The organism is Pseudoalteromonas sp. SM9913, from assembly GCF_000184065.1.
Taxonomy (GTDB): Bacteria; Pseudomonadota; Gammaproteobacteria; order Enterobacterales; family Alteromonadaceae; genus Pseudoalteromonas; species Pseudoalteromonas tetraodonis.
In genome coordinates, this window is record NC_014803.1 from 3,031,284 (window position 1) to 3,047,188 (window position 15,905).

At 38.6% G+C, this 15,905-nt stretch carries 17 protein-coding genes; 8 read left to right on the plus strand and 9 right to left on the minus strand.

The window, feature by feature from the left end; all coding sequences use genetic code 11:
- Window positions 1-97: 97 nt before the first annotated feature.
- The 3 genes from PSM_RS18830 to rph all read right to left on the minus strand — a co-directional run bounded on the left by PSM_RS18830 (window position 98) and on the right by rph (window position 1,708).
- Window positions 98-229 carry a diacylglycerol kinase gene (locus tag PSM_RS18830; RefSeq protein WP_138687202.1) on the minus strand — a complete coding sequence of 44 codons (132 nt, stop codon included), beginning with the start codon at window positions 227-229 and terminating at the stop codon, window positions 98-100.
- 106 nt (window positions 230-335) lie between these two features.
- A complete protein-coding gene (pyrE, locus tag PSM_RS13890; RefSeq protein WP_013466041.1) occupies window positions 336-980 on the minus strand; it encodes an orotate phosphoribosyltransferase in 645 nt (214 codons plus the stop codon).
- Between the two features lie 14 nt (window positions 981-994).
- A complete protein-coding gene (gene rph, locus PSM_RS13895) occupies window positions 995-1,708 on the minus strand; it encodes a ribonuclease PH (RefSeq protein WP_008111261.1) in 714 nt (237 codons plus the stop codon).
- A gap of 179 nt (window positions 1,709-1,887) precedes the next feature.
- Here rph and PSM_RS13900 point away from each other — a divergent pair, with 179 nt between their 5' ends.
- From PSM_RS13900 to PSM_RS13935, 8 genes are all read left to right on the plus strand, one after another.
- Complete coding sequence (locus tag PSM_RS13900; RefSeq protein WP_013466042.1) at window positions 1,888-2,748, plus strand: YicC/YloC family endoribonuclease; 861 nt, start codon at window positions 1,888-1,890, stop codon at window positions 2,746-2,748.
- Between the two features lie 182 nt (window positions 2,749-2,930).
- Window positions 2,931-4,160: a tyrosine-type recombinase/integrase gene (locus tag PSM_RS13905; RefSeq protein ID WP_013466043.1), complete on the plus strand. Its 1,230-nt coding sequence runs from the start codon at window positions 2,931-2,933 to the stop codon at window positions 4,158-4,160.
- 14 nt (window positions 4,161-4,174) lie between these two features.
- The gene (locus tag PSM_RS13910; RefSeq protein WP_013466044.1) at window positions 4,175-4,969 is read left to right on the plus strand and encodes a hypothetical protein; all 795 of its coding nucleotides are present in this window, start codon (window positions 4,175-4,177) and stop codon (window positions 4,967-4,969) included.
- 119 nt (window positions 4,970-5,088) lie between these two features.
- Window positions 5,089-5,322 carry a helix-turn-helix transcriptional regulator gene (locus tag PSM_RS13915; protein WP_013466045.1) on the plus strand — a complete coding sequence of 78 codons (234 nt, stop codon included), beginning with the start codon at window positions 5,089-5,091 and terminating at the stop codon, window positions 5,320-5,322.
- Window positions 5,323-5,369: 47 nt separating this feature from the next.
- Window positions 5,370-5,543 (plus strand): helix-turn-helix transcriptional regulator, encoded by a 174-nt coding sequence (locus PSM_RS18880; protein ID WP_442852290.1) that lies wholly within the window; start codon window positions 5,370-5,372, stop codon window positions 5,541-5,543.
- Between the two features lie 200 nt (window positions 5,544-5,743).
- On the plus strand, window positions 5,744-6,625 hold the full coding sequence (locus PSM_RS13925) for a YagK/YfjJ domain-containing protein (protein ID WP_013466047.1): 882 nt from the start codon (window positions 5,744-5,746) through the stop codon (window positions 6,623-6,625).
- Window positions 6,626-6,776: 151 nt separating this feature from the next.
- Entirely contained in the window at window positions 6,777-7,343 is a 567-nt protein-coding gene (locus PSM_RS13930) for an HGGxSTG domain-containing protein (RefSeq protein ID WP_013466048.1), read from the plus strand.
- Between the two features lie 295 nt (window positions 7,344-7,638).
- A complete protein-coding gene (locus tag PSM_RS13935; RefSeq protein WP_024601828.1) occupies window positions 7,639-8,601 on the plus strand; it encodes an NYN domain-containing protein in 963 nt (320 codons plus the stop codon).
- A gap of 160 nt (window positions 8,602-8,761) precedes the next feature.
- Here PSM_RS13935 and PSM_RS18640 read toward each other — a convergent pair whose 3' ends face one another.
- The 6 genes from PSM_RS18640 to PSM_RS13955 form a co-directional block, all read right to left on the minus strand.
- The gene (locus tag PSM_RS18640; RefSeq protein ID WP_013466050.1) at window positions 8,762-8,932 is read right to left on the minus strand and encodes a hypothetical protein; all 171 of its coding nucleotides are present in this window, start codon (window positions 8,930-8,932) and stop codon (window positions 8,762-8,764) included.
- Window positions 8,933-9,082: 150 nt separating this feature from the next.
- Window positions 9,083-9,601, minus strand: coding sequence for a hypothetical protein (locus PSM_RS13940; RefSeq protein WP_024601827.1), 519 nt, complete (start codon window positions 9,599-9,601; stop codon window positions 9,083-9,085).
- Window positions 9,602-9,889: 288 nt separating this feature from the next.
- Window positions 9,890-10,024 (minus strand): hypothetical protein, encoded by a 135-nt coding sequence (locus PSM_RS18835; RefSeq protein ID WP_013466052.1) that lies wholly within the window; start codon window positions 10,022-10,024, stop codon window positions 9,890-9,892.
- A gap of 90 nt (window positions 10,025-10,114) precedes the next feature.
- Window positions 10,115-13,288: a type I restriction endonuclease subunit R gene (locus tag PSM_RS13945; RefSeq protein ID WP_013466053.1), complete on the minus strand. Its 3,174-nt coding sequence runs from the start codon at window positions 13,286-13,288 to the stop codon at window positions 10,115-10,117.
- Between the two features lies 1 nt (window position 13,289).
- Window positions 13,290-14,528 carry an SIR2 family protein gene (locus PSM_RS13950; protein ID WP_013466054.1) on the minus strand — a complete coding sequence of 413 codons (1,239 nt, stop codon included), beginning with the start codon at window positions 14,526-14,528 and terminating at the stop codon, window positions 13,290-13,292.
- Complete coding sequence (locus PSM_RS13955; RefSeq protein ID WP_013466055.1) at window positions 14,529-15,842, minus strand: restriction endonuclease subunit S; 1,314 nt, start codon at window positions 15,840-15,842, stop codon at window positions 14,529-14,531.
- Between the last annotated feature and the right edge of the window lie 63 nt (window positions 15,843-15,905).

The following is a 15,905-nucleotide window of genomic DNA, read 5'->3' on the forward strand; positions in this document are numbered from 1 at the left end:
CGCTGGATATTTGAACGATAGATACTAAAAACACAACATAACTATCAATTTATTAACAATAAACGCGGTATTTAAGCGTTTAACTGTGAGGTAGCCCTTAAATGTGTGAAAGAATGATCATCATGATCACCAATAGGAGAGTAACCGCTGCAGATCTTATATCTTTAGCTTGATCCGATGGAACATTAATCTCTGTACTTATACGATCTGCTAATGCTTTTATGGCTATAGTTGGATTTAATCACTCGACTATGAGAATTTACTCGCTTTAACTATTCGTGCGAGTTCTGCTAAATTTTAAACAAAATAAAGCCCCGCTTTTGCGAGGCTCTTACTTATGCTACACCGTATTGATCTCGGTATGCTTTTACTGCCGCTAAATGCTCATCCATGGTTCCTTGATTTTCAAGGTAACTGATTAGATCAGCCAATTTAACAATAGAAGTTACTTGAGTATTAAAGTCACGCTCTACCTCTTGTATAGCTGAAAGCTCAGCTTTACCTTTTTCTTGGCGATCAAGTGCGATTAAAACACCACTTAAATCTGCGCCATTTTCAGCAATAATTTCCATAGATTCGCGAATTGCAGTACCTGCAGTGATCACATCATCAACTAGCATTATCTTACCTTTAAGATCCGAACCTACTAAGCTGCCACCTTCACCGTGTGCTTTTTTCTCTTTACGGTTAAAGCAGTAAGGCACATCTTTGTTGTAATGATCAGCTAACGCAACTGCGGTAGTTGTTGCAATTGGAATACCTTTATAAGCGGGACCAAATAGTACATCATATTCAATTGCTGCATCTTCAAGTGCCGCTGCATAAAAGCGACCTAAGCGAGCAAGATCACGACCGGTATTAAACAAACCTGCATTAAAAAAGTATGGACTTGTACGGCCAGATTTTAAGGTAAATTCACCAAACTTTAATACCTGCTTTTCTAAAGCAAATTCAATAAACTCTTTTTGATATTCTTTCATCGCTGATTACCTATTTATGCTAGTGCTTGTTTTTGTACATCTATAATTTCACGAATTGAGTGCTTAGCGAGTGTAAGTAGCTCATCAAGTTCGTCAAACGAGAAAGGCTCGCCTTCAGCAGTCCCTTGTACTTCAATAATTTTACCTGTTTCAGTTAAAATTACATTCATGTCGGTTTCAGCGTCAGAGTCTTCAAGGTATTCTAAATCGCTAATCGCTTGGCCTTTATATATACCAACTGAAATAGCCGCGATCATATGCTTAAGTGGATTTGAATTAATCATCCCTTTTGCACGCATGTAAGTAAGTGCATCAACGAGTGCGACACATGCACCACTAATTGATGCTGTACGTGTACCACCATCAGCTTGAATTACATCACAATCAATAGTAATTGTGTTTTCACCGAGTGCTTTTAGATCTATTGCTGCACGTAAAGAGCGAGCAATCAGACGCTGTATTTCCATTGTACGACCGCCTTGTTTACCTCGCGTTGCCTCACGACTGTTACGTGTGTGTGTTGCGCGCGGTAACATGCCATATTCTGCGTTTACCCAACCTTTACCTTGGCCTTTCATAAAGCGTGGCACGCCAGCTTCAACAGTCGCGGTACAAAGTACCTTAGTGTTACCAAACTCTACTAATACTGAGCCTTCAGCATGCAAAGTATAGTTACGTGTAAACGTAACCGGTCTAATTTGATTAGGTGTTCTTTCGCTTGGACGCATTGACGATCCCCTTAATTCTGAATTTGCCACATTATATGTGGATGTGAATACAGATGCCATGTTGATTTAGATTAAAGTGTGTTTAAAAAACACTCAGTAGGTTAAATTTTCTTTAGAGCTTAAGCAGTGTTACGGTATAATCATTACACTATTGTATTTAAAAATGTAGGAAATCATCCATGATCCACAGTATGACAGCTTATGCGCGTCGCGAAATTAAAGGCGAATGGGGCACTGGCACGTGGGAAGTTCGTTCAGTGAACCAACGTTACCTTGAAACATTTATTCGTGCACCAGAGCAATTTCGTGGCATGGAGCCCGTTATTCGCGAGCGTCTGCGTAAGCACTTACAGCGTGGTAAGGTAGAAGTCTTCTTAAAATTTGTCGCAAATCCAGCACATGTTGGTGAATTATCAATTAATCAGTCGCTGGCGGAGCAGTTAATTAATAGTGCTAAGTGGGTTCAGCAACAAAGCAGTGGTGACATTAACCCTGTGGATATTTTACGTTGGCCTGGTGTTATGGAAGCACAAGAAATTGATATGGATAGTGTAAATACAGCTCTTATTAGTGGTCTTGACCAAGTAATTGAAGACTTTAAATCTGCGCGTGGCGATGAAGGTGCAAACCTTGAAGAAATGATAACTACACGATTAACCGCCATTTTAGAGCAAGTTGATATTGTTGAAGCACATATGCCAGAAATTACTAAGTGGCAACGTGAAAAGTTAGTACAAAAGCTTGAAGATTTAACAACAAATATTGATGAGTCACGCCTTGAGCAAGAACTGATTTATCTTGCACAAAAGCAAGATGTTGCCGAAGAGCTAGACCGTTTAAAGTCGCACGTTAAAGAAACTCGCAAAATCCTGAGTAAAGGTGGTGCTTGTGGTCGTCGTTTAGATTTTATGATGCAAGAGTTTAATCGTGAAGCAAACACGTTAGCATCTAAATCTATCAATAGTGACATCACCAACGCAGCTGTAGAGCTAAAAGTCCTGATTGAGCAAATGCGTGAGCAGATCCAGAATATAGAATAGTATTTCCAGCTGTTCTTAAGTGTTCACAACCCCTTAATAAACCTAGCTTTTGCTAGGTTTTTTGTTTTCTATGGTTCATAATAGTTTCTTATTGTTTGCATCCAAGTGGTTACCAAAACGGTTACCAAAACATTTTGGTAACCACTTAATCAAACTTCTAGTAACCACTTTCCGGTAATTTAATGAACCAAAAAGAGTTAAAGTCAGCCATTAAGAATACAAAATCTGTAAGAGTACGTGTTGTTACAGGACTATATGTAAAGCCCAATAAAGAAAGGACTGGTGGAGCATGGGAAGTTAGATACACAATAAATAAAAAGCGATCATTTATGACGCTAACCGAAGGCCGCTTTCCTGAGCTGTCATTAGCGGATGCAAAACTGCTCGCCAATAATGTTCTACAAATGGTAAAGCAAGGAAAAGACCCTTTACAAAAACGTATTGAAAGTAGTAATAAAACTATTATTACTGTCTCGGACCTATTTGATAATTGGTATGAAGGCCCAAGAAGAAAACTTAAATACGCTGATTACCCCTTAAGATATTTTACTAACGAAGTTAAACCCGAAATAGGACGATTGAGGGTAGAAGATGTAAAAGCAAAGCATATACAGGATTTAATCAACAAAATTATGGATAGCGGGCGCCCATCCATTCCCAATAAGGTTTTGCTTCTATGTAAACAGCTATTTAAACATGCTACCAAATTAGATTGTACAGATAAAAACCCTGCGGCTGCTTTCGATGCAATAGATGCTGGTGGTGCGGGTAACAGTCGCAGCCGAATATTAAGCACTGAAGAGATAAAAATTATATTTAGTTCTTTTGAAGAGAATAGCCATATTTTTACAAGAGATAATTACATAGCATCTATCTTACTTCTTACTTTAGGAGTTAGAAAAGGTGAGCTCATCGCTGCAAAATGGAGTGAGTTTGATTTCTCAAAAAATAGTTGGTCTTTGCCTGAATCAAGAAGTAAGACAAATGTGGCTATAAAAATACCTATAGCATCTGCATTACTACCATTATTTGAAGAGCTAAAAGTACGTTCTTGCGGATCTGATTATTTATTCCCTTCGAGGCGAGCAAGTAAAAGAAGAGCTTATATCTCCGATGATACCCTCAACCATGCTTTGGCCAAAATATTTGGTAAAAAAGTCGATGGTAATAAAAAACCATACCCAAACATCTTAGGTAATAAAGGTATTGAATACTTTGTAATTCACGACCTAAGACGCTCATGCCGTAGTCTACTTGCTCAGCTGGGTGTTCCAGACAATATAGCTGAGCGCTGCTTAAATCACAAAATTAAAGGTGTAGAAGGGGTTTATAACCGATATGACTACTTCGACGAGCGCCAAAAAGCACTAACAGCACTAGCTGAACTTGTAATCCCGTTAACAAAAAAATAGTTAAGAAATCCAAAATGGCTAAATCAAAAATAATATCTATTACTGGTGTAACAAGTAATGAAGCTAAGCAACAATTTGAAAACCTTAAGAAGATGGTATTACCTGAAATGCTGCTTGATAGATTAAACAGCGATACTCTAAAACAAGATAATAAATTGAAAACGGCATTAGAGTCTTTCTTTTCTGGTATTGAACTCCTTAATTTATTAGGTCATAGAGTTAAAAAGCTAAAGGTTAATAAAGAGTTATTTCCCGACAATGAGCAATCTATGCTCAAAGAGGTAGATAACGAACTAAAAATTATGGCGAAAACACTGACGGCATCCTATACCTCAAAAGAAAAGCAATTTAGTGATGCATTAACCAGTGCTCTTCTTATTGGTTACCATACTGGCGCCCATGATATGAGAGTTAACTTGGAAAGACATGCTAATAAGGGGTTTCAAAAGAATGTCCTTGATCCTCAAAAAGGTGGTAAAACTAAAACGGAAAAAATTACTCCTTTAAGAGATATAATTAAGGAAATGGCCTCATTTCTTTATGAAAATAATAGTATAGGCAAATTCAGTAAGGAAAATGCGACGGCTGCAATCTTTCAATTACTTTATCAATTTAACCTCACTAACAAAGCATTAGAGTGTTTCAGCACTTTTAGTAACAATGAAATTAAAGAGCAATTTGTAAGGCGTCAAATAAAGCATATACAAAAAAGCTCTTCATTACGGCAGCCATCAGTAAATAAGCTGGTGGAAGTTCTTAAGTCAGAGTATAAACCAACGAAAATAAAGAAAAAATTAAAAATAATTTAATTATAAATTTCAATAACTAACATCAAAAAAAAAGCCCTATGCTTAGCACATAGGGTTTTATCAAATCAATATTCCATCAAAATTCTCCCATCAACAACGATGAACCGGAGAATACATATATGAACAAACTAATTAAACCAACAACGCAATTTACTGACCGTCTCGTAAGAGAAGCTGAGCGTGTAAAAATCACATCAGTTTCACGGACAAGTGCATGGAATCTAGAGAAAAAGGGCTTATTTCCTAAACGTCGTAAATTGCATGCCGATAGCGACAGAGTTTGCTGGCTTTTAAGCGAGCTTCAAGAGTTTGTTCAATCTCGTGAAGTTATAAACATGAGCTCCACTTTATGAGCAATAACACCCTACCAGATCTTGCTATGTATATTGACGATGCTCGGATGATAAAGAAGCCTGAATTACAAAAGCTTCTTAACATCAGCAGGTCAACACTTGGAAGATGGGTAAAGGCAGGCCACTTCCCCCCACCAGCTCATGTAATTAACGGGCGATCTATGTGGCACTTTCAAGATTATAAGAGTTGGCTAGCTAATAAGAACCCCAAAAGCAGGTAAATAACCTGCTTTTTTTTGCCTCCTGATGACGCACTTTGAAGCAAATTGATCAGTAAAAATACGCTTAGCCACAATCAATAAATACATCTTACTTATTATATTTAAAGAGCTTTTACTGATAGAGCGCTTATCTCCTCGCAGCGGATATTAAATAATATAAGAAAGATACCTATTAATAACTAAACCAAATAGATATGACAATGACTTTTAAAATAACAGCAACTAACTCGTTAGAGTTCATATACAAGAATCATAGCTACCGAGTATTTAAGCCAAAAACTAAAGGGCAAAATTTAAAAGCATTAACTAAAGTCTTTCAGCACTGTGAATGTATGCTTTCCCATTATTCTAAAGTTTTAGTGGCAAGAATAGAGTTAAGTACTCAATCCTACTCTACTAACAATCAGATGTTCTTAAAATTTATTAAAAAGCAGCTATCAGTACTTACAAAGCAATACAACTGCAAAGTAAGCTATATATGCACTAGAGAAAGAAATACATCTTCAAATCATCATTATCATTTAGCTGTGTTATTGAGTGGCCACAAAATAAAGCATAGTAGCAAGCTCACCCACCAATTAAAGCATGCTTGGGAGTCTGAAGGATTAGGCTCGGCTTCATTCGTTAAACATCCATACTATCTAATGCAAAGGGGTAATAAGCTCAGTATAGAGCCTGCCCTTTACCGTTTAAGTTATCTAACTAAGCTCGCTACAAAAGAAACTGACATTAAGGCTCATAGTTATTTATTTAATAAGCTTGAATACTCCACTGTGCACGATAGTAAGCGCTTTAACGATACCTTGTTCGTGAACCCTGCTATTACATATCAGCAAAATAAAAAAGTGATTCAAATAAAGCCAAATAGCTTAAAGACTGATGGTATCTATTTACAAAACAGGTGCTCAGATATAAGTAGTACACAGTTAAAACGACCTAAACTTCATCACTTATTAATGTGCAGCGATCACCTTAATCAAGCTAGTAGCGATCACTTATCCGTTCAGCACTCTATGCACCGAAGTATATACATGCAAGGTGATCGATCACCCTATGTGAATTTACAGCAAAAAACTTCATAAAGTGATCGCTTTTAATGGCACCAAAACCATATAAACAATTGATTTATATACCCCCGCCATGGTGATAAACACATAAAACTTTAATTTTTAGAAACTTTGAAGAAAATAAATTTTCAAAAAACAAACCCCTTGAACCGAAGGTTAACCGAATATGATCGATCATAAAAAGGCAAAAATGAGTAAGTTTGATTTAAACAGTTTACCCAAGTGCGGCGCTAAAACACGTTCAGGTAGTCCCTGTAAACGCTTGGGCAACAAGCGTAATGGTCGATGTAAATTGCATGGTGGTCGCTCTACTGGTGCAAAAACAACTGAAGGCAAACTTGCCGTACGAACTAACCCTATCAAAAATGGAGCTGGTTGGAACGTCATACAAGGCTATGATCCAGAGTTAAATGAATACTCTATCGATGCATACCTCCAGTTGTTCGATATGGTTAAACTAAACAATACAGATAGAAGCGAGTTAAACGCATTAATAGCGCAACACAGAGTTGCATTAGAATGCTTTAAATATCGGGTTCTTGAGTACTATGGCGTGGATAGCTTTATCATTATCCAATCGGCACTTGATGCATATTACAAAGATACTGATAGTCAACATCTCCATTTTCATATCCACACGAAGATAGTAAAAGCACCGTACTTCCACCAGCATATGAGTGAAGCAAGAAAGCAATTCTTACTTATTAATAAGGGCTTTAAGTTTAATTGGTAGTAACCCGTCAACGGTTGACGGGTGACTTTTGAGGGTAAGATAATAACTAATTTTCAATGACTAACAAGTAAGTTGTGTACTAATACATCAGTTATATAACTAGCTTTTGGTTAGTAGAAATATAGTGATTACTGTACTAAAATTAACTTTACATAATCATTGATTGTTATTATCTCTTGTTGTAGTATCCAGTCAACAACTTACCCTTCTTCCACGCAGGCGATATACAGACCTCTGGAGTTGGGCGATCAAACCGACCTTAGCGTCGGTTTTTTCATTTCTGGGCTACTAAAACGTGAACACAAGAATTTATATTGACGGATACAATCTTTATTTTGGCTGCCTTAAGGGTAGTCCTTTTAAATGGTTAAACCCTGTTTCTTTGTCTGAACGGCTTTTAAAGCGTTGCGGAGTAAGTGCGTCTGTTTTGGATGATCTAGCTGTAAAATTTTTTACCGCAGAAATATCCCAAAGGGCTGCATCTGATAAAAGCTCACTTAACGATCAGCGTTCTTACCATCTTGCCTTACACAATTATTGTGGTTCTAAGTTAAAAACCATCAAAGGTAGCTATGCCATCGATAAGACCAAATTTCCTATAGTTGAAAAGGATAACCTAGGTAAAGAAAAAGAACCTAGCGAGTCTGAACGTGTAAAAATATGGAAAATGGAGGAAAAGCAAAGTGATGTAAATGTAGCGCTCGAAGCCGTCTATGATGCAATTACTGACTTATCTATAGAGCAAGTTGTTTTCGTAACTAATGACACAGACATTGTTCCAGCACTAGAAAAAATTAAATACCACAATACATTAAAAGTAAGATCACCTATCAAAATTGGCTTAATAATCCCTAGAAAATCTGATAATGATGAGTTTAGACAAGCTAATAAAAGTCTAAGCGCACTGGCTGACTGGACAATTAAATATATCTTTGAAGAAGAGCTGGCTGCATCACAATTGCCTTGTCGAGTTGTAGGGAGCAAAACTGCTCTTAAACCTATTGGATGGTTCAAATACCCTAAAAAAGTAGGGAGAATACTTGATACTCTAACTGATCCTCAAGTTGAAAAAAGCTTACCTAGAGCTTGGAAGTGGCTTAATAAGCCACTACATAAAGCCAATAATTTACCATACTTAGAAGGAGCACCGGCTAATAACATGGACGATGAAGAAGCACTTGCAATTATAGAGCAGCATGTGAGTGCTTACGCCACTCATAAGTACAACCTAAATAATAGAAATAGACAGCAAGCATAGTCATTAACCTTATTGACAGATTAAAACACTAAACTGACGGCTAGTTATACTTTATAGCTCAAACTTACTAAATAAATTAACTTGTACTACTCATATTTAATCTTACAGTCTTAACGAATAGCTTAGCAATGAGCAAGAAATAAAGGGTTAAGTTAATTCTTTACAAATCATCTATGTCAATTTCGATTTCTTTTTGATGCTCTCGCTCTCGAATCAGCTCAATCAACTCGTCGTCTTCTTCAATTACTGATGAAAAAGGTATTTCATCATCAATCGCATCGATTACTTTAACCGACTTTAATATACCATTTGCATTGTGATCTTTACTCATGGACTAACACCTCAGAGCCTAATAATTATTGTAACTATAGCTACTAGGGACAGCTTTTAGAAGGTATACAGCTGTCATATTTAATTGAACCTTATTATCGAATATGGCAGTTCAAGTTAAAGCTTATTCACCTAAATTAAGGCAAATAACTCATATAGAGTGTTTAAGGGCTATTTCTTCATTTTCCCAAGAAATAAAATATGAGTTTCTCGGTAATGACTCATACCCTTCCACTCCCTGTGCGCCAACTAACACGCCTACAACTTGTGAAGAAAAAACCATCTGCCATTTATTATCAAGCTTAACAAATGTTATTCCGTTAGCATCTTCATGTATCACACGCATTTTTTTTGACTTAGGCCAAACCCACCATAAATATGGATAACTTGTATGATTATCATCCATTTTTTTTAACATCTTTTCTACCAGCTCTCGTAGAGTAAGTGACGAATATTTATCGACGATCTGATTAGCTAAATCCATATTAAAATTATTTAACCAACTATCATAAACAACTACTTTTGAAAGCATTCTAGTTGGCATCGCTGGAGAAGAGACCCCCTTAATCCATGGTTTAGCTAGTTTGAACCTTGAACCTCTTCTAAGGCGCGCATGCTCATCATCTAAATGAGCCTTTGTAAACTCACTCCAAATACGTTCGGAATCCATGAGTGCAATGTCCTCTCTTATACGTTATTAACAAGCCGTCAACTGTTGACGGTTTATACCAAACACGGCCACAGCCCTTTATATACCTACTATAAATGTATCAACAAAGTGTTTAAATTTACCCGTTATTACTGACGGTATTTTCTGCGCTGTAAAAGGCTGAGGTTGATTTCGAGTACATCAGCAAAGTTATCACTAAGTGCATAGCGAGCTGTCAGCGTCCTCACTTATACATTCTTAACAAGCCGTCAACCGTTGACGGTTTACAAAAAACACGACTACAGCCCTTTAAAACCCTGTCATAAACGTATCTACAAAGCATTTAAATTTATCAGTAATGATGGGCAGTACTTTTTTGCGCTGCAATAAGCTGGGTTTAGTTTCGAGTACATCAGCGAAGTCTGAGTCAGAATATTTACTCAAAGGTCCGGACCTTGGAGCTTAACTCCGGACCTTCACGGTTTAGGTCCGGACCTAATCACACTACATGCTGATTTACATAATTAAAATGCATTAGTCTTGTGTCCAGCTATTACTTAGCGCTTCAGCTTGCTTTAAACACAGCTCTATTGCCTCATCTGCCTTATCTGGCGGGTACTTAAACTTACGTAATGCTCTGCGCACTAAGTTGCGCAGCTTTGCGCGCACGCTATCGCGTACCTGCCAATCAACCGTGGTCGACTTACGCAGCTTTTCGGTCACTTCTTTTGCTAAACTGCGCAGCGAGTCATCACCAAGTTCGCGTACTGCGGATTCGTTTTGAATCAGCGCACGATAAAAAGCTATTTCATCGGTATTTAATCCTGAATTTTCAGCCATTTCAGCATCGGCGGCCATGTCTTTGGCCATTTTGATTAACTCTTCAATCACCTGAGCTGTTTCAATAGCGCGGTTATGGTATTTACGCAGCGTTTCTAGAATACGGTCAGAGTATTTTTTCTCTGATACTACATCTGTTTTCATTCGCGCTTTTATTTCGTCACGTAATAGTCTCTCGAGTAAGTCAACGGCGAGGTTTTTTTCTTTCATGTTCGCCACGTCTTCCATAAACTCAGGCGATAACAAACCAATATTAGGTTTATCTAAGCCCACCAGCTTAAAAATATCGTCAACACCTTCAGCAATAAGCGCATTGTCGATGATGTGTTTAAGGGCGGTGTTTTTATCCTCATCGGTGCGGCGTTTATCTACGGTGGTAAATTTGCCCAATGCGCTTTTTACTGCGGCAAAAAAAGCAATTTCAGTTTTAAGGGGAGCCACTTCATCTAGCGTGCCGCATAAAGTGTACGCCTTACTAAGCGCTGCCATCACATCTAAAAAGCGTTTTTTACCGTCAAGCTTACCATCGCCCGAGTTAGGTAAGCTTAAAATATGATTCATCACTTTAGGCAATAATTGCAGTGCGTGAGTTTCATAGTCACTGTAATCACAGCCATGTAGCATGCCACGCACAATATCCATTTTTTCAAGTAATACCGCAAACGCTTCGTGAGCATCATGAGTGGGCTGGCCACGACCGTTTGAATTAGTGTAAGTGTGCAGCGCAGCTTTTAATTCATTGGCAATTCCAATGTAATCGACCACTAAACCACCGGGCTTGTCTTTAAATACCCGATTAACGCGGGCAATGGCCTGCATTAAATTATGGCCTTTCATGGGTTTGTCGATGTACATAGTGTGGCAATTTGGCGCATCAAAGCCCGTTAACCACATATCGCGCACTATTACCAATTGCAGCGGGTCATTTACATCTTTAAAGCGTTTTTCAAACAGCTTTTTAGTTTCTTTATTGTAAATGTGTGGCTGTAGCTTCGCTTTGTCTGACGCTGAGCCAGTCATAACAATTTTAATTGCGCCTTTGGCGGGGTCATCATCGTGCCAGTCGGGTTTAATAGCGATTATGGCATTGTATAAATCAGCACAAATTTCGCGGCTCATTGCCACTATCATGCCTTTGCCCTGCATAGTATTGGTACGCTCACTAAAGTGCGCCACTAAATCTTTTGCAACTAAATTAACTCTGGGCTCACTGCCTACTAGTTTTTCAAGCGCTGCCCATTTTGATTTAGTGTTTTCTCGGCTCGAAATATCCTCTTCGTCCTCAATCACTTCATCTACGTCATCATTTAAGCTTTCTATATCTGCTTGGTTGATATCCAGCTTGGCAAGGCGTGATTCATAATAAATAGGCACCGTAGCACCATCATCTACCGCATCTTGAATATCATAAACCGACACATAATCACCAAATACGGCGCGTGTATCTTTATCGGCAGCGTCAATAGGTGTACCAGTAAAGCCAATAAACGTCGCTTGTGGCAGCGCATCGCGTAAGTGCTTAGAATAGCCAAAAGTATATTCGCCTGTTTTACTGTTTAACTTGGCTTTATCGCCATATTGGCTGCGATGAGCTTCATCTGAAATCACCACAATATTGTGGCGTTCACTCAATTTAGGATGGCTTTTCTCATCAGCTAACAGGGCAAACTTTTGAATAGTGGTAAATATAATGCCACCCGCTTGGCGAGCAGTTAAAATATCACGCAGCTCGTCCCTATCCCCTGCTTGCACTGGCGTTTGTTTTAACGTATCCGCTGCCATACAAAAGGTATTATAAAGCTGGCCGTCTAAATCATTGCGATCCGTTACCACCACTATGGTTGGGTTATTCATTTGCGGTTGTGCCATCAGCTTACCCGCATAGCACAACATCGAAATCGATTTACCCGAACCTTGGGTGTGCCACACAACCCCTGCTTTGCCGGAGCCTGCCTGCACTTTATCAACATAATTAGCGCGAGGCTCTGCAAGCTGCGCCTTCGCTTCAGCAATTAATGTTGCCTTTACTGCAGCGCGCACGGCGTGAAATTGATGATAGCCCGCGATTTTTTTAATGGTTTTACCATCATCCTCTTCAAACAGAATAAAGTGGCGCAAATAATCTAAAAACAGCGCAGGCTGAAAAAAACCTTTTACTAAGGTTTCTAACTGATATTCAAATAGCGGCTTGTCATCTTCACTATTTACAGTGCGCCACGGTACAAAGCGCTCTTTATTAGCCGTTAGCGAGCCCACTCTTGCAGTTAAGCCATCACTAACAACAAGCGCCTCGTTAAAAATAAATAAATCAGGTAGCTCATCTTTATAGGTTTGAATTTGTTGAAACGCCTGCCAAATGTCAGCGTTATTATCAATGGGGTTTTTCAGCTCCAATAGCGCCAACGGTAAGCCGTTAATAAACACCATCACATCTGGGCGGCGATTGCCTTTAGTGCCCGTTAAAGTGAACTGATTCACCACTAAAAACTGGTTTTTATTTACATCGTTAAAATCCACCAGCTGAACGTAGCCTGTTCTGGTATTGTCAGTTTTACTTTCGTCATTAACTTTGTATTCTACTTTTACACCTTGCAATAGCGCTTGATGAAAGCCTTTATTATTTTTAATCAGTATCGGGGTTTCGGCTTTCCCTAAGTTCAACGCGACTTCTTCAAGGGTCGCCAATGGAATATGCGGATTAATTACTTTAAGCTGTGCTAATAAACGCCCATGCAATATCACTTGGCGATAATCACTGCGCTCAGCAGCAGGTTCATTAGGGGCAATATCATAACCACAAATATATTGATAGCCGATGCCTTGAAACCAGTTAAGACAAAGTTGTTCTAGTTGGTCTTCCGTGATCATTTTATCCCCTTAGCATTAAGCGACCATCGGCGACATCGACCATCAGCTCAATCAGTTGAATTAACATTTTATGGTTATCTGTTGCTGGATACCAAATAGGTCGAATACCTAATTCAAACAATCTATCTTCCATTTCTTGGCGCTTATCATCATCCGCTTCAAAGGCAGGAACAACCTGTCCACTATTTTCAGCTACTGTTGGTGGCTGCTCAATAGGTTTAACAGGTAATGCCAATAGAGCAAAATGCTCAGGAATGACAAACTCACCATCGTTGCGCACCTGTTCAAACAGCTCCATGGTTTTATCTTGCTGTAATGAACAACCTAAAAACAATAATGAATGACTGATATATATTTGGCGCAGTGCTTTAGGGAGTTGCTTACGATAATCAATACCACCACTTCCATAACCTTGCTCATATTGTGTTTGAGTGAAAATATAAGATTCCGGCTGTGTAGCGTCACCATGGAGCTTTAATAAACAACGCTCACCCTTGAGTAGTTTAGTAACAAAATTATGATTCTCTTGTAAACCACATAAAATTCCATCAAATTCAGAGGCCGTTTTATGCGCTTTAAACCAACTCTCAATTAAAGTATCAAAATTAGTGGTAACCATAGCGCCTGCACACAAGCGCGGCAGTAATTTAATCACGTCTGGCACAAGAGTTTTATCTTGTTCAATCGTCGATTTAATTCTAAACGTGGTACGAATATGATTATTGAGTTGCGAAGATGATGCATCTGCTAATAGCTGTGCTAATTCTAAATAGCGCTCGTTAGCTAAGAGTTCTTCAACTTGTAAATTATCAACATTAGTCAGCTTTTTACCCAGCTCTTTAAGTACCGTATCCCAACTTGGGTAGCCTGCAGCAGCTGAAACCCCAGCACCAACAAAAGGCGCCACTTTCTTTTTTTTAATTAGGGCAATCAAGTCTGACACAACTGAGTCTTGTTGAGTCGCATCAACATACTCAATCGCCTCTCGGTGTTTATCTCGCAATTGCTCGCCATTCCAATTATCAAACTCATCTAAATAGGCGTTGCGATCAACCCAATACAACACCTCACTGGCTTTGTATTGGTGGGTATGTTCAGTATCTTTTATGCTACGAATGCTTAGTAAATCCCCCTCATCTAATGCGTCATTAAACAAGGAATTTGAGTTCAAACCATTTTGTAAATACTGCTCGACTTTTTCAATTAAGTCAGCACTTTGCTTTATTTTTTCAATCGCCATTTAAAATTCCGTTTCGCTGGTGTCTATACTAAGTTCGCCTGAAAGCAGTTTCGGGAGAAGAGCATCTCTTGTGCTAGCTAACTCTATTGACTGATTACTTTGCAGTATTTCAATGAAGGGAAGAATTAGTTTTTCAAACTCATTTTGTAAAGCGACTGGTGGTGCTAGTAAATCAATTGTCTCTAAATCTTTTCTTTTTATGCTGGCTTGGACAGTTACAACTAATCGTGCATCAATATCATGTCTAAACCTAAGACTATCCATTTGGTAATACATAAAATAAGGAGAAACTTTTTCGCGTTGGAACCGCATTCCAAGTAAGTTTTGCGCGATTGCAACTTTGACACCTTTAGGTACCATACAAATACGACCAATTGTACCTACTGTAGAGATCAAAATATCTTCAGCTTCAAGGTGCGCTCTAAACCAAGAATTAAATGTTTCAATATCAACGTATTTTGAAGTATTTAAACTTGGCTTAATTGACCCATCAGGTAAATGTTTGACCTCAAGTAAAGGGATGCCACTTTCTGCCGTTGGCGGCGTCTTTCCCCGATTATCGATATATTTTCTAATTATATCCTTGAAACCAACAACCTCCCACCCATCTGGTATTTCGCCTAGTCCTGAGTCGATGAGGTTATCGGGGAATAAGTCGGCGGTAGCTTGTAGTTGCTGGTATTGCGCTGGGTATTGTTGTTCTAGTTGGTCAAGCGCTGCTTGGTTCTTACCGCTAATAACAGCTATAGCAGCACGCTGCGCATTTTCACCGGCGGTATTAGCAGCTATTTTTGCGCGTACGGGATCAAAATCGACAAACCAGCTTTTAAATATTGCCTGTGCAATTTGCTCTAAGGTTTGGTTGGTTTGGCGGTTGAGTTCGATTTTAGAGTCATATACAGAAATCCATTGACCAAGCTTTTCTCTATCCTGTATTTTTTCAGGTATTCTGATTGGTAATGCATGTGCATTTTCGCGGTTTAATCCAGGGACTGCACTATCAGAATTCATCCCCTTTAAACCTAATGACTTTAATAGGTAATAAGTAAACTTAAGCTCATCAATACTTTCCTTTTCTACATAAAAAGAAGTATCTATTGGCCAAAAAGGCTCTACAGATAAATGGACTGCACCAACACTGCCTTTTCTACCAATAATAATACCAGGGCCATTCACATAACTTTTGTTGTGATAGTCCACGCAGCCATTTGAGCCAAAAACAGGAATATCACCTTCGGTACGCTGGGTTTTAGGTAAACTTTTTCCATAAACGAATGGGCAATATTCTCCAACAGTTGTTTCTATCCAATTCATAAACCAATGCCTCTTTTTTTTATACGCTTCATTGGCACACCAATTAATTTTGCCATCAAATAC